Source organism: Arthrobacter sp. BGA-UO-ETr-C19 (assembly GCF_059568005.1).
This window is the reverse complement of the sequence record NZ_JCAQPC010000005.1, coordinates 62,594-86,128: the sequence shown is the minus strand read 5'-3', so window position 1 is coordinate 86,128 and position 23,535 is coordinate 62,594. Positions and strand designations below refer to the sequence as shown.

The window sequence follows — 23,535 nt, the reverse complement described above, 5'->3', positions numbered from 1 at the left end:
CAAGCCTAGTGCTAGGCGCTGATGACATTGAAACCGAGCAGCAGGTACAGGGCGAGGCCCAGGAAGATGCGGTACCAGACAAACAGCCGGTAGCTGCGCGTCGAGATGAACTTCAGGAACCAGCCGATGATGACGTAGCCAATGGCGAATGCAATGACCGTTGCCAGTGCCGTCTCCCCCAGTCCGAAGGGACCGCTCACACCGTCCTTGGCCACCACCTTGAACAGCTGGTAGAGGCCGCTGCCAAACACCGCGGGGATGGCAAGGAGAAAGGAGTAGCGCGCGGCGGCTTCACGCGTGTAACCCATCAGGAGCCCGGCCGTGATGGTGCCGCCGGAACGTGAAACGCCGGGAATCAGGGCCATGGCCTGGGCAAGCCCGTAGAGGATGCCGTGCTTATACGTCAGGTGCGTCAGGTCCCGCTTCTGCTTTCCGACCGCGTCCGCCACGGCCAGGATCAGGCCGAACACTATGAGGGTCGTGGCGACGATCCACAGGCTGCGCAGCACCGATTCGATCTGGTCCTGGAACAGCAAGCCCAGGACGATGATGGGCAGGCTGCCCAGAATCACCAGCCAGCCCATCCGGGCGTCCGGGTCCTGGCGCGAAACCCGCCCGGACAGCGAGCCGAACCAGGCCTTCACGATCCTGACGATGTCCCGCCAGAAGTAGACAATGACGGCGGTTTCCGTGCCGAGCTGCGTGATGGCGGTGAAGGCCGCACCGGGGTCCGCCGCATTCGGCAGGAAGGAGCCCACAATCCGCAGGTGCGCGCTCGATGAAATAGGGAGGAATTCGGTCAGTCCCTGCACAAGACCCAGCAGGGCCGCTTCAATCCAGTTCACGCTAAGACCCTACGTCATGATGCGGGTGGTTTCCCCGTAAGCTAACTGCTATGCAGCAGCGTTACATCGGCAACAGCGGGCTCCGCGCCTCCTCCCTCTCCCTGGGCACCATGTCGTGGTCCCGCGAAACGGACGAGCAGGATGCATCGGAGCTGCTGCGCACCTTCGTGGACGCCGGCGGGACCCTCGTGGACACCTCGGCGTCCTACGCCGACGGCCAGGCCGAAGCCATGCTCGGGTCTATGCTGGGCGACATCGTCTCCCGCACGGAGGTGGTCATCTCCACTAAAGCAGGGGTGTCGCCGTCGGACGGGCGGCAGCGCGTGGACGCGTCCCGGAACGCAATGCTGTCCGGCCTGGACGCCAGCCTGGCGCGGCTTGGCACCGACTACGTTGACCTCTGGCTCGCCCAGGCGTGGGACCCCAATGTCCCGCTCGAGGAGACGTTGTCCGCCCTCGACTTTGCCGTCCGCAGCGGACGGGCCCGCTATGCGGGAATCGCCAACTACAACGGCTGGCAGACTGCCAAAGCCGCCGCAGTGGCCGGGTTCCCGCTCGTGGCCAACCAGTCCGAGTACTCGCTGCTCCGCCGCAAGCCCGAGGCGGAACTGGTGCCGGCCATCGAGGATGCCGGCCTGGGGCTGATGGCGTGGGCGCCGCTGGGCCGCGGCGTCCTCACGGGCAAGTACCGCGGCCATGTGCCGTCCGACTCCCGGGCAGCCGGCACGCGGCTGGCCACGTACGTGGAGCCATACCTTGAGCAGCCCTCATCGCAGGTGGTCGAGGCGGTTGCCATGGCGGCCCGGGGCCTGGGGCGGTCGTCCCTGGATGTTGCGCTGAGCTGGCTGCTGTCCCGGCATGGTGTGGCGACCGCCATCGTGGGCGCGCGCACGCCGGTCCAGCTCAAGGAAATCCTGGACGCCCAGCTCACGCCGCTGCCGGCCGAGATAGCACGCGCCCTCGAGGACGTCTCCAGCAACCAGGTCTAACCGGGGCCGGGCCCGCATCGGGCAGGTTTACTCCTCGACGATTTCCAGGTCCTCTTCGTCGGCTTCTTCGTCTTCCTCTTCGTCTTCCTCGTCATCGAAAACCTGGAGCGGCGTCACTTCGTTGTAGGCCTCATAGAGGGCGTCCTCGTAGACTTCGAAGGCATCGGCAACTGCAAAGAATGCCGCCTCCACTGAGGGGTCACCATCCCCGCGGCGGGCCGAGGCGGCTGCAAGGTGTTCTTCCAAAGCGGCAGTCAAGGACTGAAGCGCGACACGCGGATCGATGCTCATGCCTTCACGTTAGCGGGAAAAGGACGAAAATGGAGAGCAATGAAGGAACATTTTCTGACCAGCTCGGTCCTGCGGGAAAGGGACTATGCCCGTCAATACGAGTACCTCGTATTGACCGTCGGTCCTGACGATTCCCTGCCCGAAGCCCGGCGCCGGCTCGTGGAACACTCCGAGTACGGCAAGTGGGAACTCGAGCGCAGCAGGCTCTACGTGGGCGGCGGCAGGCGCTTCTGGCTTCGCCGCCGGGTCACGCAGGTGCAGCGCACCGTCTAGGCCGCTCCGGCCCTCCGGCGCGCACCTCGATGGTGCGCGCCCGCTTCCACATTGCGGCCTGCTAGTCTTCGAGCGGGCCCAGCCAGGCGTTGGCCACGGTGTTGTGCGCCGACTCGTCATCCGAGGGATGGAACATGCCGGCCAGGACGTCCCGGTACAGGCGCTCCAGCTCCGAACCCCTGAAATAGCTCGAGCCGCCGGAGACCCGGATGGCAAGATCCACCACCGTCCGCGCCGTCTCCGTGGCCCGGACCTTCACGCCCACGAGCTTCGGAAACCACTGGCTGCCATGGTCCGCCAGGCGGTCCACGTCTCCGGCCACCACCGAAAGCTGCGGGTACAGGCCATCCATGGCCAGGGCAGCCTCGGCCACCTTCCAGCGGATATCAGGGTCCTGGGCCAGGCTCCGGCCGCCATTCTTGAATGATGTCCTGCGCCTGGCGGCTTCCACCGCCAGCACCAGCGCCCGCTCCCCGATGCCGGCGTAGACGCCCGCAAGCAGGGTCTCAAAACAAGCGAAGATCGCGAAGATCAGCGGATCGGCGTTGGGTCCCACGGGCAGCTTCCGGAAGATGCGGCCGGGCGGGACAACTGCACCGTCCAGGATGGTGGTGTTCGACTGGCTTGCGCGCATGCCCAGCGTGTTCCAGTCCTCCAGGATCCGGTAGCCGGGAGTGTCCCGCCGGATGAAGCCGTGCACCAGTTCCCCGTCGCCGTCCCGTCCGGCAGGGTCCTTGCCGAAGATGCCCAGGCGTGTCCACGCCGGCGAGAGGCTCGTGAAGATCTTGGTGCCCGTGAACGAGTAACCGCCGTCCGGCAGGGGCGTGGCGGCTGTCAGCGAATCGAACAGAACGGAGTCGTTGCCGGCCTCTGAGTTGCCGAAGGCGAAGATCTCCCCCGCCGCTGCCTCCTGCAGCACGAAGTCCAGCGAGGAGTCGCCGCGTCGGGCCAGGACGCGTGCCACTCCTGTCCAGACCAGGTGCATGTTGACGGCCAGCGCCGTGGCCGGGGCCGCCGTCGCCAGCCGCCGCTGGCAGCGGACCGCAGCCTCCAGGCCAAGGCCCGCCCCGCCGTTGGACTCCGGCACAAAAAGCTTCAGGTACCCGGCGGCGGCGAGTTCCTCAAGGTCCTCGGCGAAGAAGCGGTTCTGTTCGTCATACTCCGCGGCTCTCCCGCGGATCCGCTCGAGCAGGCCGTCAGGAAGCAGCTGTTCCGGTTCCACCGCCGGCCTCAGTAGTTGGTGAGCAGCGTGTTCAGGACGCGGGCGCCGAACTTCAGGGATTCCGCGGGAACCCGTTCATCGACTCCGTGGAACATACCGGTGAAATCGAGGTCGTCAGGCAGCTGCAGGGGCGCGAAGCCGTAGCCGGTAATGCCGAGCTTGGAGAGCGATTTATTGTCGGTGCCGCCGGACAGGGTGTACGGCAGAACCTTCGCACCCGGGTCCTCGGAGTGCAGGGCGTCGATCATCGAGTCGACCAGGTTGCCGGCGAACGGCACCTCCAGGGAGACATCGTTGTGCACGTAGCTGACGTCAACGCCGCTGCCCGCCAGCTCCCGGACGATCTCGAGAACCTGGTCCTGCTGGCCCGGGAGGGTCCGGCAGTCCACCAGTGCCTCGGCGGACTCGGGGATGACGTTGTGCTTGTAGCCACCGTCCAGGAGCGTCGGATTGGACGTGTTCTGCAGCGTGGCGCCCACGAAGCGGGCCACCGTGCCCAGTTCCTTCAGCAGCAGCTCCGGGTTGTCGGGATCGAATTCGACGCCGGTCAGTTCCGTCACGCCGTCCAGGAACTGGCGCGTGGTGGCGGTCAGCTCGATGGGCCACTGGTACTCGCCGATGCGGGTCACCGCGCCGGCGAGACGGGTGATGGCATTGTCGGTGTTGATCTGCGAGCCGTGGCCGGCGCGGCCGTGCGCCACGAGCCGCAGCCAGGAGATGCCCTTTTCCGCCGTCTGCAGCAGGTAGGTGCGCTGGCCCCCGATGGTGGTCGAAAAGCCGCCAACCTCCGAGATGGCCTCCGTCGCACCCTCGAACAGCTCGGGCCGATGCTTCACCGCGTACTGGGCGCCGTGCACGCCGCCGGCCTCCTCGTCGGCAAAGAACGCAAAGACGATGTCCCGCTTGGGCTTGCGCCCGGTGCGGGCGAAGCTGCGCAGCACGGACAGGATCATCGCATCCATGTCCTTCATGTCCACTGCGCCGCGGCCCCAGATCAGTCCGTCTTTGAGCTCACCGCTGAACGGGTCCACGGACCACTGCTCGCGGAGGGCAGGCACCACGTCCAGGTGGCCGTGGACCACGAGGGCGCTGGCGGAGGGATCCTCACCGGCCATCCGGGTGACCACGCTGGCCCGGCCGGGTTCCGATTCGAAGATTTCTGCGTCCAGCCCCACGTCAGTGATCAGGCCGGCGGTGTATTCGGCGGCCGCACGTTCGCCGGGGCCCGAGCCGTCCCCATAGTTGGATGAATCGATGCGGATGAGCTCCTGGCAGATGGTGACGACTTCATCCTCAGGCCGAACGTGAGACATTGATCACTCCTAATAGCGGGGAAAACGCGGATTCATGCGGGTTGTGGCGGCTTTTGGCTGCCGGAACACCCGGGTTCAGCCTACCCAGTCCGCTCGATTCCATCTTTCCCGAAAGTTCGTGTTAGAGTTTTTCTCGCTGCTTCGGAGAGAAGCGAACCGCTGAAAGGCGGCGAGAGTCCTCCGAAATACCACCTGCGCGGGTGGCGGAATGGCAGACGCGCTAGCTTGAGGTGCTAGTCCTCGAAAGGGGGTGGGGGTTCAAGTCCCCCTCCGCGCACAAAGGGAAAACCCCGGGAATCCAATGGATTCCCGGGGTTTTTTCGTTTCTCCGTGAACAGCAGGAACGCACGCGGCCGCTAACGCAACGGCGAAGCCACACTTGAGTCCGACGGCGTACAGGGCGGCAGAGCTCTTCTGGTGGCTCCACGAAAAGACGCCGGAAAATGCGCTGAAGATGACCGGGAAAGTCAGGCGCGTTACTGACTGTGACGGCGCTGTCCGCGCTCTTCCCGAGCGCCTCCGAGGGGCGTAAAAAGGAACTGGAGGGCAACATTTGTAACCTTCGCCTCACCGTTCTCCGGGAACGCGGAGCGCGGGAGACGGGCTGACAAGGAGGTCGTCAGGTGTCCCATCAAGATCGTCCTGACCCGAAACAGCGCCCCGTCCCAGGGGCTCCCCCGGGCGCCGGACAGCCAACCCGCAATACTGCAACCCGTGGTCCGGCACGGCGCGTGCCGTACGTCATCGCCGGCGTACTGCTTTCCGTGGCGATCCTGCTCCCCCTCATGCCGCAGACCTACTCGTTCAATGCCCCGACCCTGGGCGGCATGCCGTTCTTCTACTGGTACCAGCTGCTCTGGGTTCCCATTTCCGCAGCCTTGAGCGGAGTGGCGTACTGGCTCGTGACGACGGAAGACCGGCGACGGCGGGCAGCGGCCCGCGCTGGCGCTACCGGGCTGGACGGCGAGGCAGCAAACGGAGATGAACGGCCATGAACGGGCGCGAGATCAACTGGATCGCCCTCATCATCGTGGTGGTGCTCTTCGTCGTGGTCGCCGTCATGGGCTTCCTGGCCGCGCGGTGGCGCCGGACGGCGGAGAGTGAGGGGCTGCACAGCCTGGACGAGTGGGGGCTTGGCGGACGCGGCTTCGGTACGTGGATCACGTGGTTCCTGCTGGGCGGCGACCTCTACACCGCCTACACGTTCGTTGCGGTTCCCGCCGCGATGTGGGCCACCGGCGCCGTCAGCGGCTTCTTCGCGGTGCCGTACACGATCGTTCTGTACCCGATCATCTTCATCATCATGAGCCGGCTCTGGTCCGTGTCCCACCGGCACGGCTACGTCACCTCGGCAGACTTCGTGGGTGGCCGCTACGGGAGCCGGTGGCTGTCCCTTGCCGTCGCCGTCACCGGCATCGTGGCGACCATGCCCTACATCGCCCTGCAGCTCGTTGGCATCAAGGCTGTCCTCACCGTGCTTGGCCTGGGCAGCTCCGAGAACGTGCTGCTGACGGACCTGCCACTCATTCTGGCGTTCGTCGTGCTGGCCGCGTACACCTATACCTCGGGGTTGCGGGCGCCGGCAATGATCGCCGTCGTCAAGGACCTGCTCATTTATCTCGCCGTGTTTGTCGCGGTCATCTATCTGCCGATCAAATTCGGCGGGTGGGACGAGATCTTCGGAGCGGCGAAGACGAAGCTTGACACCGTGAACGAAGCGACGGGGAAGCCCTCCGGCGTGTTCATCCCGTCGGCTGCGAACTTCTCGGCCTACTGGACACTGGCACTGGGGTCGGCGCTGGCGCTGTTCATGTACCCGCACTCCATCACCGGTGTGCTCGCGTCCAAGGGGCGGAACACGATCCGGCGCAACGCCGCGATTCTGCCGCTGTACTCCCTCATGCTCGGCTTCCTCGCGCTGCTGGGGTTCGTGGCCATCAAGGCCGGCACCAGGCCCATCGACCTCAACGGCTCGGTCAACCCCCAGCTCGTGGTCCCGCAGCTGTTCCTGGACCACTTCCCCGCCTGGTTCGCCGGCGTCGCCCTGGCGGCCATCGCCATCGGGGCGCTGGTACCGGCAGCGATCATGTCCATTGCCGCGGCGAACATGTTTACCCGCAACATCTACCGGGACTTCCTCCGGCCTGATGTCGACCCCAAGACAGAGGCGAAGGTGTCCAAGATCGTCTCCCTGGTGGTGAAGGTCGGCGCGCTTATTTTCGTCATTGCCATGGACCAGTCCGCGGCCATCAACATGCAGCTGCTGGGCGGCATCTGGATTCTGCAGACGTTCCCCGCGGTTGTCGCAGGGCTCTACACGCGGTGGTTCGACCGGTGGGCGCTGCTGGCCGGATGGGCCGTGGGCATAGCCTTCGGCACCGCCTCGGCCTACAACGTCATCAATCCTGTCACGCACGCACACTTCGGCGGCTCCATTGCGCCCATCCCGGGGACCGACTTCACTGTGTACATCGCAGTCTCGGCGTTCGTGCTCAACCTGGTTGTCGCCGTCGTACTGACCCTGGTGCTGCGCGCACTCAAGGTGCCCCAGGGAGAGGACAAGACGCGCCGGTCTGACTACGGCGCTGACGAAACGGACCCGAAGGTTGTGGAGATCGAGCGGACCCAGCGTTTCGTGGAACCCGGAGGGCCGTCACCGGTGTAGCGGGCCAGGGGCGCACGTGGGAGTCGGCGCGCGGGCGCTTGAATCTGCCATGGACGAAGATGAGGAGAAGCAGGATGTCGGTCCCTCTAGCCGCACCCGACAGGCGGGCACTATGAACGTCAGCGACATCCGGGGGCTTTTCCCCGGGCTCAAAGACACCATCTACCTCAACACCGCCACTATGTGCGTCGGCTGCGCCCCTGCCAGGAAAGCCTACGAACTGGCCGTAGAGCGCTGGTCCGCCGGGCGGTTCGACTGGATGGCAGCAGAGCAGGCGGGTGAGAACGCGCGCGGCATGTTCGCGGAGATCATCGGCGCCACAGCGGCAGACATTGCCATCGTCCCCGCCGTCAGCACCGCGGCGGGGATTGTGGCCGCCAATCTGCCGCCCGCCAGAACCGGGGAGAACATCGTTGTGGCCGAGAACGAATTCGCCTCTAACTACTACCCCTGGCTCCTGCTCCGGGAGCGCGGCTACGACATCCGTGCCGTCGCTCCGGAAAGGGATGTGGTGCCGGCCGAGGCCCTCAGCCGGGCGGCCGACGGCGGAACCCGCCTTATCGCCGTCAGCGCCGTACATCCCGTCACCGGATTTCGGGCTGACCTGGCGTCGATCGGCCGCATTGCGGCCGATTCAGGAGCATGGTTCTTCGTTGATGCGTGCCAGGCGGCCGGTGCCGTGCCCCTTGACGTGGCGCGCGACGGTGTGGATTTCCTGGCCACGGCCAGCCACAAATTTTTGCTCGGGTCCCGGGGCATGGGCTACCTCTACGTCCGGCCCGGGCTGATCGACGGCCTTCGGCCCGTCGTGCCGGGCTGGAAGGCTGCCCGGCTGCCGCTCGAAAGCTTCCTTGGTCCGGACATGGACCTGTCGCCGACGGCGTCGAAGCTGGACGCTTCCTTGGCATGGTTCCCGGCGCTGGCCGACCAGGCGGCGCTTAATGTTCTTCGCAGGTTCGGCATTGGCGCCGTCCTTGAGCGTAACGCCCGGCTTGCCCTTCACCTGCGTAACGCGCTGGAAGCGGAGGGCCTCAGCTTCCTGTCCTTCCCCGAACGGCACCGATCCACCATCGTCTCCGTTCCGGTGAACGATCCGGACGCCGTTATGGCCAGGCTGCGCCACGCGAACGTGGTTGTGTCCGTCCGGGCCGGCAGGATCCGGCTGGCGACCCACTTCTACAATCTCGAGGAAGAACTGGTCCGGGTCGCAGAGCTCATCGCAGGCCGGTGAGCGGAGGGTTGCCCACGAATCCAAATCCCCGGCGATTCTTTGTGTCCTCGCGCTGTCGGCTGATAAGAGGCACGTGCTGAAAAAAAGTTGCCCGAGGCATTGACGTGGCCTCTCGCAAGGACCACCATTCTGCTAGACGTTTGGGGGGCGCGAAGGCAGTAGCAATGGAGCCGCGCCGTGAACATTTATTCTGCAGTTGAGACTTTTTTCCCCGGTCACCTCAGCGTAGACCTGAACGTGAACCCACAAAAATGGCTTCCTGAAACGCAAAGAACAGCTGGAATGCCCGGCCAACACCGACATCGCCGCCGGCCCGGCCGCTCTCCCCGCCCTTCGTTGCCCGCTGAGTCAGCGGCTATGAAGTTGGCGGTGAACAGGCCATGATGGGCGCAGTTTTCGGCTGGGTCCTGCAGTTCCGGATCCTTGTCCTGGTAGTCGCTGCCGGCATCCTCGGGTACGGCTTCACCGCACTGCCCAGCATGTCCGTCGACGCCTTTCCCGAGTTCGCACCGCCGCAGGTCGAAATCCAGACCGAGGCCCTGGGGCTCTCCGCGGCTGAAGTCGAACAGCTCATCACCTCCCCCATGGAGGCCGACCTGCTTAATGGCGTGGCGTGGGTGGAGGCGATCCGTTCCAAGTCGCTTCCCGGCCTGTCCTCGATCCAGCTGGTCTTCCAGCCGGGTACGGACATGTTCCGGGCACGCCAGCTCGTCGCCGAGCGCCTGACCCAGGCCAGGGCGCTGCCCAACGTGTCAGCAGCACCCGTGCTCATGCAGCCGCTGTCCTCGACCAGCCGGGTGATGATGGTCAGAGTGACATCAACGGACATGTCCCCCATCGACATGTCGGTGCTCGCGCGGTGGACCATGAAGCCCGCGCTGCTGGCCGTTCCTGGCGTGGCGAACATTTCCATCTGGGGCCAGCGCGACCAACAGCTTCAGGTGCTGGTGGACCCCAAGCAGCTCGAAGCCAAGGGGGTGACCCTGGACCAGGTCATCAGGACCACGGGCAACTCCGTGTGGGTGTCTCCGCTCAGCTACCTTGAGGCCTCCACACCGGGGACGGGCGGCTTCCTGGAGACCGGACATCAGCGCCTCGGCGTCCAGCATGTCCTTCCCATTACCACTCCCCAGGACCTCGGCAAAGTCAGCGTCCAGGGCAGCTCCAGCAAGTTGCTCCTGGGGGATGTCGCCCAGGTCCAGACTGATCATCAGCCGCTGATCGGTGATGCGCAGCCCGGCCAGGACGCCGAGCTCTTGCTGGTGATCGAGAAGTTCCCGGAGACAAACACCGCGGACGTGACGCGCGGGCTCGACGAGACCCTGCGCGGCCTTCAGCCCGGGTTGCCCGGAGTGACCGTTGACACCACCGTGTACCGGCAGGAGTCGTTTGTCGAGCAGGAAATGGGCACCCTTGGCGTCGCGCTGCTCGTCACGCTGTTGCTGGTCGCAGCGGCGTTCGGAGTGGTCTTCCGCTCCTGGCGCAGCGCACTCATCAGCCTGATCAGCATTTCCCTGTCACTCATTACGGCGGCCTTGCTGCTCTCCCTGCGCGGTGCCGGGCTGAACACCATGGTCTTCGCCGGCATGATCGTCGCACTCAGCGTCATCGTCGGAGACGTGGCGGAAGACCTGAACTGTGCCGCCAGGACTTACCGTGCATCCCGGGGAACGGACACGGCGGATTCGAGGGCCGCGATGCTTGCGGGAGCCCTGCGGCCGGTCCGGACCTCCCTGTTCTACGCGCTGCTGATCATGGCGCTGAGCGTGCTGCCCCTGCTCTTTGTCCCCGGCGAGAACGGGGCAATGTTCGGGCCGCTGGTACTCACCTACCTGCTCGCGCTGGCAGTCGCCATGATCGTGGCGCTCACGGTGACAGCTGTCCTGGTGTTCCTCCTGCCCCCGGCTTCAGCGTCCCCGGGGCGCGAGCGCGAAGCGATCCAGCGCCTCCGTAGCCGGTACGGGCGGACCCTTACCCGCAGGCCGGGCAGTGCAGTGGTTGTCTTCGCCGCCGCCGCGGTCCTGGCACTTGGTGCGCTGGCGTTGGCGCCGCAACTGGTGTCCAACAACCCTGTGGTGCCCGTGCTGGCAGACAACACACTGGTCATACAGTGGAGTGCCGCGCCTGGCACTTCCGACCAGGAAATGGTCAGAATCACCGATACCGCGGCCCGCGAACTGCGCGCGGTGCCGGGCGTTTCCAATGTGGCTGCCGAGGTTGGTCGTGCCGTCACGTCCGACCAGGTGGGAGACGTCAGTTCCGGTGAACTGTGGGTGGGCGTGGCAAAGGATGCCTCCTACTCCAGCACCGTGGAGGACGTACAAAAGGTTGTGGCCGGGTACCCGGGACTGAGCGCAACTGTTTCAACTTACCCGCAACAGAAAATCGAACAGATTCGGGCAGCCGCCGATTCCGGCTTCGGTGTCAGGGTCTACGGCGTGGACATGGCCACCCTCCGTGCGAAGGCCGAAGAGGTGCGGCTGGTTCTCGCACACACAGCCGGTGTGGTGAATCCCCGTGTCGATGCCCCCGTCGAACAGCCGACCGTCCAGGTCAAAGTGGACCTGGCGAAAGCCCAAAAGGCAGGAGTCATACCGGGCGACGTCCGCCGCGCTGCGGCGGCGCTGCTTCAGGGCATCGAAGTCGGCAACGTCTACGAACAGCAGAAGGTCTTCTCCGTCGTCGTGAAGGGAACGCCTGCAACACGGAACAGCCTCACCAGCGTACGTGAGCTGCTGATCGACACCCCCAGGGGCGGCCATGTGCGTCTTGGCGACGTTGCCCAGGTCAGCATCGTTCCAAACGATGCGGTCATTCTGCATGACGATACCTCCCGGCGCGTGGATGTGAAGGCGGACATCCAGGGGCGCGGGCTGGCTGACGTGCAGCAGGACATCGAAAGGGGCCTGCAGCAGATCCAGTTCCCGGTTGCCTACCACGCGGAGATCCTCACCCGGTTTGCGCAGCAGCAAGCTTCCTTCCAGTGGCTGTGGCTGCTGACAGCGGTAGCATCCTTTGGCATCCTCGTGCTCCTGCAGACAGCGCTGGGCGGATGGCGGCTCGCAGCGGCCGTTTTCCTCGGACTGGTCGCTTCCCTGTCCGGCGGCGTCATCGCCGCCCTGGCTGACGGCGGAGCCAACTACCTGGCGGCGTTTGCCGCCTTCTCGGCCGTCCTGGGAATCGCAGCGCGCAACTGCCTCCTGCTCGCCGCCGAGGTCCGGAATCTCCGGACCCGGGAAAGCGCAGGGGCGGGGCCCGCCCTCGTGATCCGCGCCGCACGCGACAGGCTGAAGCCGACCCTCGCATCAGCCGTGATCACCGCCGTCGCCCTTGTTCCGCTCGTTCTTCTGGGCGGCGTGACAGGCACGGAGGTCATTCAGCCGATTGCCATCATCATCTGGGGCGGGCTGCTGACCACCACCCTCTTCGTCCTGTTCGTGCTCCCGGCCATTCTTCTCCGCTTCGAACGCGGCCAGGCAGGGACAGGAACCGCAGGGACACAATCCGCAGTTGCCGACGCCCAAACGGGCATCTGAAAGCCGGAATACATCATGACAACGACCTCGCCGCGGGTGCGCGGCCTGATGGTTCTTACCCTCCTGGGTCTCCTGACCCAGGCATTGCCGGCCTGCAGCCAGCCGGCCACCGAGTCTGCGGCAGCCGGCGACGCTGCCGCGAGCCTTGAGGAGGTGCCCGGGACCGACCTGAAGCGCATCACGCTCAACGAACACGCCGCCGGGAACATCGGCCTCCAGACGTCGGCGACGAAACTGGATGCCAAGAGCGGGAAACTCACCGTCCCCTACCTGGCAATCCTCTATGACAGTGAAGGCAGGACCTGGGTCTACACCATTGCCGGCCCGCGCGTCTACGTCCGCCAGCCCGTCACCGTGGAGCGGATCGACGGCGAACGGGCCACGCTGAGCGACGGCCCGGCCCCGGGCACCACTGTGGTCACCCTGGGGGCGGAAGAGCTGTTCGGCGCTGAACTGGATGTGGCGAGCTGACATGCGGTGGATCGTAGGAATCAGCCTCAGGTTCAGGACGATCGTTGTTGCCCTCGCGTGCGTGGTGATGCTGCTGGGATCCGTCCAGCTCAGCAAGGCATCCTTGGATGTCTTCCCGGAATTCGCGCCTCCGCAGGTCGAGATCCAGACGGCATGCCTGGGGCTTACAGCCCAGGAGGTGGAGGAGCTCGTCTCCGTGCCGATCGAGGCGTCCCTTTCCGGAATGCCGGGCCTGGATGAGCTGAGGTCAAAGTCAGTGCCCCAGCTCTCCTCGATCATCCTGATCTTCAAGCAGGGCACAGACCTGCTCAATGCGCGTCAGCAGGTTTCCGAGCGGATGGCCGCCGTGACGGCGGCCCTGCCTACGTGGGCTGCTCCCCCGGTGATGCTGCAGCCGCTGTCTTCGACCAGCCGCGTCATGAAAATCGGCATGACGTCCGCCAAACGGTCCATGATTGAGATGTCGATGCTGTCCTACTGGACCATCCGGGCCCGGCTGCTGCGGGTCCCGGGCGTAGCCAACGTCGCCATCTGGGGCGAGCGGCTCCAGATGCTGCAGGTCCAGGTTCAGCCCGAGCGGCTCAAGGCCAAGAACGTCTCGCTCAACCAGGTCATGGAAGTAACGGCCGGGGCCGTTGACGCCGGTCTGCTTCAGTACTCAGCCGGCAAGTTCATCGGCACGGGCGGCTTCGTCGGCAGCCCGAACCAGCGGATGAGCATCCGCCACGTCCAGCCGATCACCAGCCCGGAGGACCTGGCCCGGGTGACCATCCGTGAGGACCACGGCACCGCCCTGCACCTGGGCGATGTGGCGCGGGTGGTCGAGGACCATCAGCCGCTGATCGGCGACGCCGTCATCAACAACGGCCACGGACTGATGCTCATTGTCGAGAAGCTGCCCTGGGGCAACACGCTCGACGTGACCAAGGGCGTTGAGGAAGCCCTCCACGAACTTCAGCCCGGCTTGAGCGGGATCAACTTCGACACCACCATCTTCCGCCCGGCGAGCTTCATTGAGGAGGCCATATCCAACCTCAGCCTCGCCCTCCTCCTTGGCTGCCTGCTGGTGGTCATGATCCTGAGCGCGTTCCTGTTCCAGTGGCGGACGGCGCTCATCAGCCTGATCGCCATTCCACTGTCCCTCCTCACCGCCGTCATGGTGCTGTACCTGACGGGCGGTTCAGTGAACACCATGATCCTGGCGGGGCTGGTCATTGCGGTGGGGGTCGTTGTCGACGACGCGATCATCGACGTCGAAAACATCATGCGCCGGCTGCGGCAGCATCGCGCCTACGGCGGCGGTGAATCGACGGCGTCCGTGGTGCTGAGGGCCTCCCTGGAAATGCGAAGCCCCATTGTCTACGCCACCTTGATCATCGTGGTTGCCGCCCTGCCCATATTTTTCCTGGACGGGCTGACCGGAGTGTTCTTCAGGCCGCTTGCCGTGTCGTACACGCTCGCCGTTCTCGCCTCGATGCTCGTGGCGCTGACCGTTACCCCGGCCCTTGCCCTGATCCTGTTGGCCAGGGCGAAGCTGGAACAGCTCGATCCGCCGCTGGTCCGGGTGCTCAAGCGCTGGTACCACGCGGTACTGTCCCGCATCATGAACCGGCCGCGCTACGGCTACGCCGGTTTCGGGGCGCTCGCCCTGGTGGGTCTGGCGATCGCACCCCTGCTCGGACAGTCGTTGTTCCCAACATTTAAGGAACGTGACTTCCTGATGCACTGGGTGTCGGAACCCGGCACGTCGGCGGCAGAGGAATACCGGATTGCCCAGCGGGGATGCGCGGCGTTCCTCAAGGTGCCCGGGGTCCTTAACTGCGGAACGCATATTGGCCAGGCCTTCCAGGCCGACGAAATAGTCGGCGTCAATGCCGGTGAGCACTGGATCAGCATTGACCGGCATGCCAACTATGAGAAGACGGTCGCGGCCGTCCAGGAGGTCGTGGACGGCTATCCGGGGCTGCACCGCGACGTGCAGACGTATCTGAAGGAAAGGATCGAAGAGGTCCTGACGGGGGCCAGCGAACCCATCCTGGTCCGGGTGTACGGCGATGACCTCGACGTGCTGCGTGAGCAGGCCGCGCGGGTCAAGCAGGTCCTCAGCGAGATCCAGGGGACCGAGGATCCCCATATTTCCCTGGAAGTCGACGTCCCCCAGATCACCGTCAAAGTGAACCTGGCCGCGGCGGAGAAATACGGCCTCAAGCCCGGGGACGTGCGGCGCGCTGCTGCGACCCTCGTGGCCGGGGAGGAAGTCGGCGACGTCTTCCGGGACGGTCGCGCCTACGACGTCCAGGTCTGGAGTACGCCGGAGACGCGGGCAAGCGTCACCAGCATCCAGGACCTGCCCATCGATACGCCGAGCGGGAAGAGTGTGCGCCTCGCCGACGTCGCCACCGTCAGCGTGCAGGCCACCCCGAACCTCATCGACCGCACGAACGGGTCCCGCAGGGTGGAGGTTGGCTCCTTTATCGACGCCAAAGCGGACCTCGGCACTGTGGTCACAGAGCTGCAGGATCGCCTGGAAACCCTGAACCTGCCTGCAGGCTACAGTGTCCAGCTCTTGGGCGAATACACGGAGCGGCAGGCCGCCACTGACCGCCTGGCGATTTTCGCTGTTGCGGCGCTGGTCCTGATCCTCGTGCTCCTGCAGGCGTCGTTCCGCAGTTGGCGCCTGGCCCTCCTCGCGCTCCTGACATTGCCTATTGCACTCGTGGGAGGAGTCCTGGCCGCGTATTTCACCGGCGGCGTGTTGTCGCTGGGCTCGCTCGTGGGGTTCCTGACGGTGATGGGAATCGCGGCCCGGAACGGCATCCTGCTCATCAGCCACTGCCAGCACCTGGAGAGGATTGAGGGGGTTCCGTTCAGCGGCTCGCTCGTGCTGAGGGGGGCCGGTGAAAGGCTCTCCCCGATCCTCATGACCACCCTTGCCACCGGACTTGCGCTGGTGCCCCTGGTCGTCATGGGGGATGTGCCCGGCCATGAGATCGAATACCCGATGGCCGTTGTCATCCTGGGCGGACTCCTGACGTCCACGCTGCTCAACCTGTTCATCGTGCCGTCGCTCTATCTTCGGTTCGCCCAGTCGAAGAAATCGCGGAATGCTGCAGAACTGGAGCCCGCAGTTCAGTAGGCACGGGTCAGCGGCGCAGTTCGACCGCCGGAGCGTCATTCAGCCCGGGCTCCGGCGGTCAGGTGCAGGTTGCGCGTCTCAATGAGCTTGCGGAGGTAGCGGCCCAGGAAGAGTTTCTCCGCCAGGCGTCCCAGGAAACCGAAGGGCGCCGCGAAGTCGATCCGGTCCACCATGACGCTTCCGGCCGGGTCTTCACTGAATTCGTGGACGTGACGAAAGCGGAGGAACGGCCCCCGGACCTGTTCATCAACGAAGTAGCGGGGCGCCTCCATTTCCGTGATCCGGCTCGTCATGCGTACCGGCAGCCCGAAGTGCCAGGCGCGCCAGGTCACCTCCTGCCCCAGGGAAATCAGCCCGGACGTGACGCCGCCAACGGCTTCCTCCCGGGAGTCGGCCATCGACTGCTTGTGCGCATCAATGCTCCGGGAGAGGTCAAACAGCTCGGTCAACCCGATCGTAGTCCGCGTGGTGCTTTCGAAGGTGACGGCCATGCTCAGAGTATGCCAGCAGATCCACCCGCACGCGGACAGCCCTTAAACCCACGCCCCGGGCCGCTGATAGGCGTAAGCTATCAGGGCCTCGGCAGGCGGCTCCACCGCAGTCGGCATCGCAGGGCCGGGTCCGGGGCAAACGGCAAAGCGGACCGGGATGGGAGCTGGCGTGGACACGCGGAAGCTGAAGTATTTTTTGGCGGTGGTTGACCATGACGGATTCAACCGCGCGGCCGAGCACTTGCTCATTGCGCAGCCGTCCCTGTCCCAGACCATCGCGAGCCTGGAGAAGGACCTGGGCGTGCCGCTCTTCCACCGGATCGGGCGCCGGGCGGTCCTCAGCGAAGCCGGAAAGGAACTTGTGGGCCCCGCCCGGCTGGTGATGCGCGACCTGGACGCTGCCCAGTCCGCCGTGCAGTCACTCCGCGGCGTACGCAGCGGCCGGCTGGACATCATCAGCATGCCCTCCCCCGGCATTGAGCCGCTGACGTCCATGATCGCCGGGTTCACCCGGCTGCACCCCTCCGTCCGCCTCAACGTCAGCGCAGCATTTACGCCGGAGGAGGTCATTGAATCCGTCCGGACCGGCAGCACGGAGATTGGGCTCGCCGGCTCAGCAAGCCCCATCCGGGTCCCGGGAATCAACGTGCTGGACCTCGAACGCCAGCCGCTGATCCTCATCGTGAACCCGCAGGCGGACACGTTTACCCCAGGGTCCACCATCCAGCGGGAAGACCTGGGCGGCCACCGGCTGATCGCCAGCCAGCGCGGTTCGCTGATGCGCTGGCTCGTGGATGACGCGCTGGCGCGGGGCGTGAACACCGAAATCGTCGTCGAGGTGGCACACCGGACCTCCATCCTGCCCCTGGTGCTGGCCGGCGTCGGACACGCGGTCATGCCTTCCTCCTGGGCGCCGACGGCGCACAAGGCGGGGCTTCGCACGCTCCAGATCGAACCGGTTTCCCACCTCGATGTTGCGATTTTGAGCAGGCGGGAAGACCTGACGCCTGCCGCCCGGGCGTTCCTGAAGGTTGCTGAGCTGCACGTGGCACAGGATCCCGACGCCGGTCAGGTTCCGGACTGATAGGCAGATCCTATCTCCCGTATCGAAACTTAGTCTTGGACGCGCGCAGCCGCCGGACCGTCTACTTGAAGAGGAAGGAAACGGTGTGACCCCGCCAACGGGATCACGCCGTCAACACACTCAACGAGGAGGTCGGCATGAGCGCCAACCAGACATTCAGCATCGCTTCAATCCCCGCAGACGGCGTCGGCAAGGAAGTCGTTTCCGCAGGCCGCCGCGTGCTGGACGCCCTGGCAGAGAACTCCGGCGGCAAGTTCGCCTTCCAGTGGACGGAGTTCCCCTGGGGCTGCGGCTACTACGAAAAGACCGGCCAGATGATGGACCCCAACGGCCTGGAAGCACTGAAGGACTTCGACGCCATCTACTTCGGCGCCGTCGGCTGGGAAAACGTCCCGGACCACATCAGCCTCTGGGGCCTGCGCCTCAACATCACCCAGAACTTCGACCAGTGGGCCAACATCCGCCCGGTCAAGTTCCTCCCCGGCGTCCAGTCCCCGCTGCGGAAGGCGGACAACACCGAACTCGACTGGATCGTGGTCCGCGAGAACAGCGAAGGTGAGTACGCCGGCCTCGGCGGCCGCAACCTCAGCGGCCGCGGCCCGGGCAACGAAGTCGCCCTGCAGACAGCACTGTTCACCGAGAAGGGCTGCGAGCGCATCATGCGCTTCGCCTTCGACCTGGCCCGGACGCGCACGGTCAAGAAGGTTTCCTCGGTCACCAAATCCAACGCCCAGCAGTACGGCATGGTCCTCTGGGACGAAACCTTCAACCGCGTGGCTCTGGACTACCCGGACGTCCAGACCGAGAGTGTCCTGGTCGATGCCATGAGCGCCAAGTTCATCCTGCGCCCCGAAGACCTCTCCGTCGTCGTGGCCTCGAACCTGAACGCGGACATCCTTTCGGACCTGGGCTCGGCCCTGGCCGGCAGCCTCGGACTGGCGGCCAGCGCCAACCTGAACCCGGAGCGCCGCTTCCCGTCCATGTTCGAACCGGTCCACGGCTCCGCCCCGGACATCGCCGGCCAGGGCATCAGCAACCCGATCGGCGCGATCGCCAGCGCCGCCCTGATGCTGGACCACTTCGGCCTGCACGAGGAGGCCCGTCAGGTTGAGGCGGCCATTGAAGCAGCAACAGGCGCCGGCCACCTGACGCGCGACGTCGGAGGCGAGGCCAACACCGACGACGTCACCGAGGCCATCATCAAGGCCCTGACCCTCGCCCCGGTCACCGTCTAACTGAAACGTTCGACGGCGGCCGGTGGGCCGCCGTCGAACGATCCCGTACTTATAGGCGGCGTCCCGAGGGCCCCGACGCGAGCTTGCGAGCGTTGGGAAGGGACCTCCGCGTCTCCAGCGACATTCCACAATGAGGTAGGAATCATGGATCACATCACCACCGCCGGCACCGCGCCGGCCCGCAAGACCCGCTGGTACAAGCAGCTGTACTGCTGGGTGCTGACCGCCATCGTCGTCGGCATCCTCGTCGGATGGCTTGCGCCGAGCACCGGCATTGCCATGGAACCCATCGGCACCACCTTCGTCAACGCGATGAAGATGCTCATCGGCCCGATCGTGTTCCTCACGATCGTGGGCGGCATCGCCAGCGTCGCAGACCTGAAAAAGGTGGGCATGACGGGCCTGAAGGCCCTGACATACTTCCAGATCGGCACCATCTGTGCCATGACCTTCGGCCTGGTGGCCATCAACATCTTCCGGCTCGGCGAAGGCGTCAACGCCGATGCCAGCAAGATCGAGACCTCGGAATCTGCCGCGAAACTCATCGACGCCGGCCAGAACCAGCAGTGGTGGGAGTTCCTCACCCACATCATCCCGAAGAGCATCGTGGGTCCGTTCGTCGAGGGCGATATCCTGCAGATCATCTTCATCGCCGTCGTCTTCGGCATCGCACTGAACGCCATGGGCAAGGTGGGCGCACCGGTCCTGGATGGCGTGCAGCGCCTGACCGGGGTGATGTTCAAGATCCTGAGCTTCATCATGAAGGCCGCGCCGATCGGTGCCTTCGGTGCCATGGCCTACGCGGTGGGCAAGTTCGGCGTTTCGTCCCTGACCAGCATGGGCGGGCTGATCGCCCTGTTCTACGTCACGTCCATCCTCTTCGTGGTGATCGTGCTCGGATCGGTCATGGCGTTCCTGAAGCTGAACATCTTCAGGATGCTCCGGCACTTCAAAGAGGAATACATGCTCATCCTCGGCACCTCCACCGCCGAACCGGCCCTCCCCGGCCTGATGCGCAAGCTCGAGCACGCCGGCGTGAAGAAGGAAACCGTGGGCCTCGTTGTGCCCACCGGCTACAGCTTCAACCTCGACGGCGCCGCCATCTACCTCTCCCTGGCCGCGCTTTACATCGCGCAGGCCACCAACACCGACCTGACCATCGGCCAGCAGCTCGGCCTGCTCGCCGTCATGCTGCTGACGTCCAAGGGTGCGGCAGGCGTGGCCGGCGGCGGCTTCATCGCCCTCACCGCGACCCTGACCACCATCGGCACGATCCCCGCCGCGGGCATCATGCTCATCTTCGGCATCGACAAGTTCATGTCCGAGTGCCGGGCGCTGGTGAACTTCACCGGCAACGCCGTCGCCACCCTCTTCATCGCCTGGTGGGACCGGACCCTGGACGCCGACCGTGTCCGCCGCGTGTTCAACGGCGAAACCGTCGAACCGATGCCCTCTGAGGACCCCGTGCACCTCGACGAAGTCACCGACATCGACGACGACCTGGCCGAATACGGCCACCACGCCCCCAAGGAAACCGGTGCCAGGCATGCAGGACCCGCCGCCGACGCCGCACCCGCCACGAACGACCGCCGCCCCGCCTACTCGGAACCCGTCTGAGATGACCAGCCCAACCGCCCCGAAAACCGTCCGGACCCTCATCGCACCCGACAAGTTCAAAGGCAGCCTCACCGCCGGCGAGGTAGCCGAGGCCCTGGCAGCCGGGCTGCGCTCCGTAACTGATGTGTCCGGCAGCGCCGGAGCGGTCCGCTGCGAACTCCTCCCCCTGGCAGACGGAGGTGACGGCAGCGTCGATGCCGCCGTCGCCTCCGGCTTCACCCGCCGCAGCTACACCGTGGCCGGGCCCACCGGACAGCCCGTCCAGGCAAGCATCGCGTTTGACGGAACCACCGCCGTCGTCGAAGTCGCCAACACCTGCGGTTTGGCGCTGCTGCCTAACGGGAGGCTGGAACCGCTGAATGCCTCCAGCCGCGGCTTCGGCGAGGCGGTCCTGTTCGCCCTCAGCCTCAACCCGGCCAGGGTCGTCATGGCCCTGGGCGGCAGCGCCAGCACCGACGGCGGCATGGGCATGCTCACCGCCCTCGGCTACCGCTTCCTGGATGCAGAGGGCCGCCAGCTCCACGGCAGCGGCAAGTCCCTGGCGCAGATCCACTCCGTCGAGCGGACCGGTCTGCCGGAACTGGCCGAGACGGAACTCATCGTCGCCAGTGACGTCCACAACCCGCTGCTTGGCTTCCAGGGCGCTCCCGCGGTGTTCGGACCGCAGAAAGGTGCGGGAGCGGAGGAGATTGCAGCGCTCAACATCGGATTAGCACACTACGTGTCCAAACTGGCCGAGGCAGGCGACCTCCGGGCCGAAGCCCTGGCCGGCCACGAGGGTGCCGGAAGCGCCGGAGGGCTCGGCTTCGCCTGCCTGCTGCTGGGGGCCACGCAGGTGTCGGGCGCCGATTACTTCCTGGACCTGCTGGACTTTGACACCAGAAAGGACAGCTGTGACGTCGTTATCACCGGCGAGGGAAGCATCGACGAACAGACCCTGGCCGGGAAACTTCCGGCCGCCGTCGCCCGGCGCTCGGGCGGCCGCCCGATCATCGCCGTGGCTGGACGGTCGCTGCTCCCAAGGGAGCGCTGGGCCGAGATGGCGTTGAGCCGGGTCTACACGCTGGCGGAGTACACGGACCGGGACTCCGCCAGGGACCCCGGGCTGTCCGCTGCCCTGCTGCGCCGGATCGGGCAGGACATAGCGGCAGGCCTCCTGTAGCAGAAGACCCAAAGCGTGAAAGGCAGAAAGAAAGGCCCCGCCGAAGCGGGGCCTTTCCTTGCTGTGCCTACGCGTTCTCGCGGATGCGGTCAGGCTTACGGTCAGCGGTTTCCTCCAGCCGGGCGAGGTAGGCCCACATCCTGCTTTCCTCTGCCTGCACCTGGGGTTCAGGGGTCTCGGCCGGCCTTGCTTCCGGGCGTCCCTCGGCCTCCTTGGCCGCTTCCTTTCTGTAATTCCGCCATCCCTCACACGATGAATAGCACATCACCGACCTCCTAACAGTGGGTGTACCTTTATCGTCCTCCCATTGCCGGACAGTGTCGATTGCCTGGAGGTTGCCTCGCGGTCGTGGCGCCCGGCTTGCTCAGATGAGCCGCTGACGGACGATGTCGCTTACGGCCTTTCCGTCGAAGCGGCCTGCCACCCTGGCCGTCACCGGCTTCATCACGGCGCCCATGTGCCGCACGGACAGCTCCGTGCCGTCAGCCCGCAAACCCTCGATGACCTCGTCCACGATGCTTTCCACTTCAGCGGCGGAGAGGGCCTTCGGCAGATAAGCCTCAATGACCTCCGCTTCGGCGACTTCCGCCGCGGCCCGCTCCGATTCCCCGGCTTCCGTGTAGATGCGGGCCGTGTCGCGCCGTTTCGCGGCCTCTTTCTGTAAGAGGGCCGTCACCTGCGAGTCGTCGAGCTCCACCGGCGTCTTGCCGGACTTCTCCCGGGTTTCGATCTCGCCCAGGACGCTGCGCACGGTGCCCAGGGCCACCTTGTTGTGCTCCTTCAGATGTGCAACGACGTCCCCGTGCAGGCGTTCCTTCAGCGTGGCCATGATGTCCTTCTCTCGGGATTTGTGTGTACCTCAATCGTGGACCCCGGCCGGGCTGCACTGCTAGAACCTACCCCACTGCGAGAACCCCGGACTGCATTTTGGACCGGCAACCCCCGGGATCAGGTGTTGCCGCGTGTCTTTCGCCACTGCCGGCAGCGTTCGCACATATGTTCTAGGTATGGAAGAGGAACATCCCGGTGAACTTGCCGGGCAGATGTCAATCAATGAGCTCCTTGTCGCGATGGGCGAAGCCCCCGTGGAAAGCATGCTGCATCTGGTGGTTCCGGACGACGCTTCATCCCTAATGGAGGATCCGCCCACGCTGCCCGGGCTGTGAGCCGGGCCCGAAAGGCAAGGCCCCTGTAGCCTTGACTCCTATGGTTTATGTGCAAGTCCCCGGCCCGTCCCTGCCCGAACAATGGTGGGACCGGGTGGCTGCCGGATTCACCCAGGCAGCCGTTCCCGCGGTCTCTGTCACCGAGCTCCTGGCTGTGGTGCTCATTGCGGCGGTGCTGTCCGTTCCCCGTGCCACGTGGCGCTATTTCGGCCTGCTCGCCACGGTCACCCATGAACTGGGGCACGCCTTTGCTGCCCTGACGAGCGGCCAGCGGCTGGGCGGCATCCGGCTGCAGCTCAATCACGGCGGCACCACCACGTCCTACACACGGGGACGTGCCGCAGCAGTCTGGTCAGGTTTTTGGGGCTATCCCGTTCCGGGCGTGACCGGCGCCGCGCTGGTGTGGGCGGGCTTCAGCGGCTGGGGCCCGGCCGCCCTGTCTGCGGGCCTGCTGGTCCTGCTGGCCTCGCTGATCTTCATCCGCAACGCCGCTGGCGTGCTCATCCTGCTGGGGGCAGTGGTGGCCGTGGCGGCCATGATCATCAATGTGCCCGCCGCATTCACCGGCCACGTGGCCATCATCCTGGGCCTGGCCCTCCTCGTTGCCGCCGTCCGGGACCTGCTGAAGCTCACCAACGTCCATCTCCGCCGCCGCGACCAGCTGCGGTCCTCCGACGCCTACATCCTCTACCGCGCCACCGCCGTGCCGTCCGGCGTATGGATCGCCCTGTTCTCGCTGGTGGTGGCGGCCTGCTGGCTGGTTGCCTGGCTGCCGATGTCGCGGGTCTTTGGGGCGGCAACATAGTCT

At 65.6% G+C, this 23,535-nt stretch carries 21 protein-coding genes and 1 tRNA gene; 15 read left to right on the top strand and 7 right to left on the bottom strand.

The window, feature by feature from the left end; genetic code table 11:
* Positions 1-11: 11 nt before the first annotated feature.
* Positions 12-845, bottom strand: a complete 834-nt coding sequence (locus AC57BR_RS00780) for an undecaprenyl-diphosphate phosphatase (RefSeq protein ID WP_496357890.1) — start codon at positions 843-845, stop codon at positions 12-14.
* A gap of 50 nt (positions 846-895) precedes the next feature.
* Between AC57BR_RS00780 and AC57BR_RS00775 the strand changes: the two genes are divergently transcribed.
* Positions 896-1,834 carry an aldo/keto reductase gene (locus tag AC57BR_RS00775; protein ID WP_496357889.1) on the top strand — a complete coding sequence of 313 codons (939 nt, stop codon included), beginning with the start codon at positions 896-898 and terminating at the stop codon, positions 1,832-1,834.
* 27 nt (positions 1,835-1,861) lie between these two features.
* On the opposite strand, the gene AC57BR_RS00770 is transcribed toward AC57BR_RS00775, so the two are convergent.
* Positions 1,862-2,125, bottom strand: coding sequence for a hypothetical protein (locus AC57BR_RS00770; RefSeq protein WP_496357888.1), 264 nt, complete (start codon positions 2,123-2,125; stop codon positions 1,862-1,864).
* Positions 2,126-2,164: 39 nt separating this feature from the next.
* Between AC57BR_RS00770 and AC57BR_RS00765 the strand changes: the two genes are divergently transcribed.
* The gene (locus AC57BR_RS00765) at positions 2,165-2,398 is read left to right on the top strand and encodes a DUF5703 family protein (protein WP_003802269.1); all 234 of its coding nucleotides are present in this window, start codon (positions 2,165-2,167) and stop codon (positions 2,396-2,398) included.
* Between the two features lie 61 nt (positions 2,399-2,459).
* Here the strand turns inward: AC57BR_RS00765 and AC57BR_RS00760 are convergent, their stop codons facing one another.
* Positions 2,460-3,620 (bottom strand): acyl-CoA dehydrogenase family protein, encoded by a 1,161-nt coding sequence (locus AC57BR_RS00760; RefSeq protein WP_496357887.1) that lies wholly within the window; start codon positions 3,618-3,620, stop codon positions 2,460-2,462.
* Between the two features lie 8 nt (positions 3,621-3,628).
* Positions 3,629-4,933 carry a M20/M25/M40 family metallo-hydrolase gene (locus AC57BR_RS00755; RefSeq protein ID WP_496357886.1) on the bottom strand — a complete coding sequence of 435 codons (1,305 nt, stop codon included), beginning with the start codon at positions 4,931-4,933 and terminating at the stop codon, positions 3,629-3,631.
* 194 nt (positions 4,934-5,127) lie between these two features.
* Here AC57BR_RS00755 and AC57BR_RS00750 point away from each other — a divergent pair.
* The 7 genes from AC57BR_RS00750 to AC57BR_RS00720 all read left to right on the top strand — a co-directional run bounded on the left by AC57BR_RS00750 (position 5,128) and on the right by AC57BR_RS00720 (position 15,972).
* A tRNA-Leu gene (locus tag AC57BR_RS00750) sits at positions 5,128-5,210 on the top strand.
* Positions 5,211-5,556: 346 nt separating this feature from the next.
* A complete protein-coding gene (locus tag AC57BR_RS00745; protein ID WP_496357885.1) occupies positions 5,557-5,928 on the top strand; it encodes a DUF3311 domain-containing protein in 372 nt (123 codons plus the stop codon).
* Positions 5,925-7,598 carry a monocarboxylate uptake permease MctP gene (mctP, locus tag AC57BR_RS00740; protein ID WP_496357884.1) on the top strand — a complete coding sequence of 558 codons (1,674 nt, stop codon included), beginning with the start codon at positions 5,925-5,927 and terminating at the stop codon, positions 7,596-7,598. Before AC57BR_RS00745 ends, mctP begins: the two co-directional genes overlap by 4 nt.
* Positions 7,599-7,710: 112 nt before the next feature.
* A complete protein-coding gene (locus AC57BR_RS00735) occupies positions 7,711-8,829 on the top strand; it encodes an aminotransferase class V-fold PLP-dependent enzyme (protein WP_496357883.1) in 1,119 nt (372 codons plus the stop codon).
* 380 nt (positions 8,830-9,209) lie between these two features.
* Entirely contained in the window at positions 9,210-12,365 is a 3,156-nt protein-coding gene (locus AC57BR_RS00730) for an efflux RND transporter permease subunit (protein WP_496357882.1), read from the top strand.
* A gap of 15 nt (positions 12,366-12,380) precedes the next feature.
* Complete coding sequence (locus tag AC57BR_RS00725; RefSeq protein WP_496357881.1) at positions 12,381-12,836, top strand: hypothetical protein; 456 nt, start codon at positions 12,381-12,383, stop codon at positions 12,834-12,836.
* A gap of 1 nt (position 12,837) precedes the next feature.
* Positions 12,838-15,972, top strand: coding sequence for an efflux RND transporter permease subunit (locus tag AC57BR_RS00720; protein ID WP_496357880.1), 3,135 nt, complete (start codon positions 12,838-12,840; stop codon positions 15,970-15,972).
* Between the two features lie 35 nt (positions 15,973-16,007).
* Here AC57BR_RS00720 and AC57BR_RS00715 read toward each other — a convergent pair whose 3' ends face one another.
* Positions 16,008-16,463, bottom strand: coding sequence for an SRPBCC family protein (locus AC57BR_RS00715; protein WP_496357879.1), 456 nt, complete (start codon positions 16,461-16,463; stop codon positions 16,008-16,010).
* Positions 16,464-16,632: 169 nt separating this feature from the next.
* Here AC57BR_RS00715 and AC57BR_RS00710 point away from each other — a divergent pair, with 169 nt between their 5' ends.
* The 4 genes from AC57BR_RS00710 to AC57BR_RS00695 all read left to right on the top strand — a co-directional run bounded on the left by AC57BR_RS00710 (position 16,633) and on the right by AC57BR_RS00695 (position 21,561).
* Positions 16,633-17,547 carry a LysR family transcriptional regulator gene (locus tag AC57BR_RS00710; RefSeq protein WP_496357878.1) on the top strand — a complete coding sequence of 305 codons (915 nt, stop codon included), beginning with the start codon at positions 16,633-16,635 and terminating at the stop codon, positions 17,545-17,547.
* 137 nt (positions 17,548-17,684) lie between these two features.
* The gene (locus tag AC57BR_RS00705; protein WP_496357877.1) at positions 17,685-18,782 is read left to right on the top strand and encodes a tartrate dehydrogenase; all 1,098 of its coding nucleotides are present in this window, start codon (positions 17,685-17,687) and stop codon (positions 18,780-18,782) included.
* A gap of 144 nt (positions 18,783-18,926) precedes the next feature.
* Entirely contained in the window at positions 18,927-20,399 is a 1,473-nt protein-coding gene (gene dctA / locus AC57BR_RS00700) for a C4-dicarboxylate transporter DctA (protein ID WP_496357876.1), read from the top strand.
* Between the two features lies 1 nt (position 20,400).
* Positions 20,401-21,561, top strand: a complete 1,161-nt coding sequence (locus AC57BR_RS00695; RefSeq protein ID WP_496357875.1) for a glycerate kinase — start codon at positions 20,401-20,403, stop codon at positions 21,559-21,561.
* Between the two features lie 67 nt (positions 21,562-21,628).
* Here the strand turns inward: AC57BR_RS00695 and AC57BR_RS00690 are convergent, their stop codons facing one another.
* Together AC57BR_RS00690 and AC57BR_RS00685 are read right to left on the bottom strand one after the other, a co-directional pair.
* Positions 21,629-21,826, bottom strand: a complete 198-nt coding sequence (locus AC57BR_RS00690; RefSeq protein ID WP_496357874.1) for a hypothetical protein — start codon at positions 21,824-21,826, stop codon at positions 21,629-21,631.
* Positions 21,827-21,925: 99 nt separating this feature from the next.
* On the bottom strand, positions 21,926-22,390 hold the full coding sequence (locus AC57BR_RS00685) for a GatB/YqeY domain-containing protein (RefSeq protein ID WP_496357873.1): 465 nt from the start codon (positions 22,388-22,390) through the stop codon (positions 21,926-21,928).
* Positions 22,391-22,568: 178 nt separating this feature from the next.
* On the opposite strand from AC57BR_RS00685, the gene AC57BR_RS00680 reads away from it, so the two are divergent.
* Together AC57BR_RS00680 and AC57BR_RS00675 are read left to right on the top strand one after the other, a co-directional pair.
* Positions 22,569-22,727 (top strand): hypothetical protein, encoded by a 159-nt coding sequence (locus AC57BR_RS00680; RefSeq protein WP_214854297.1) that lies wholly within the window; start codon positions 22,569-22,571, stop codon positions 22,725-22,727.
* Positions 22,728-22,767: 40 nt separating this feature from the next.
* Complete coding sequence (locus AC57BR_RS00675; protein WP_496357872.1) at positions 22,768-23,532, top strand: M50 family metallopeptidase; 765 nt, start codon at positions 22,768-22,770, stop codon at positions 23,530-23,532.
* The last annotated feature ends 3 nt before the right edge of the window (positions 23,533-23,535 follow it).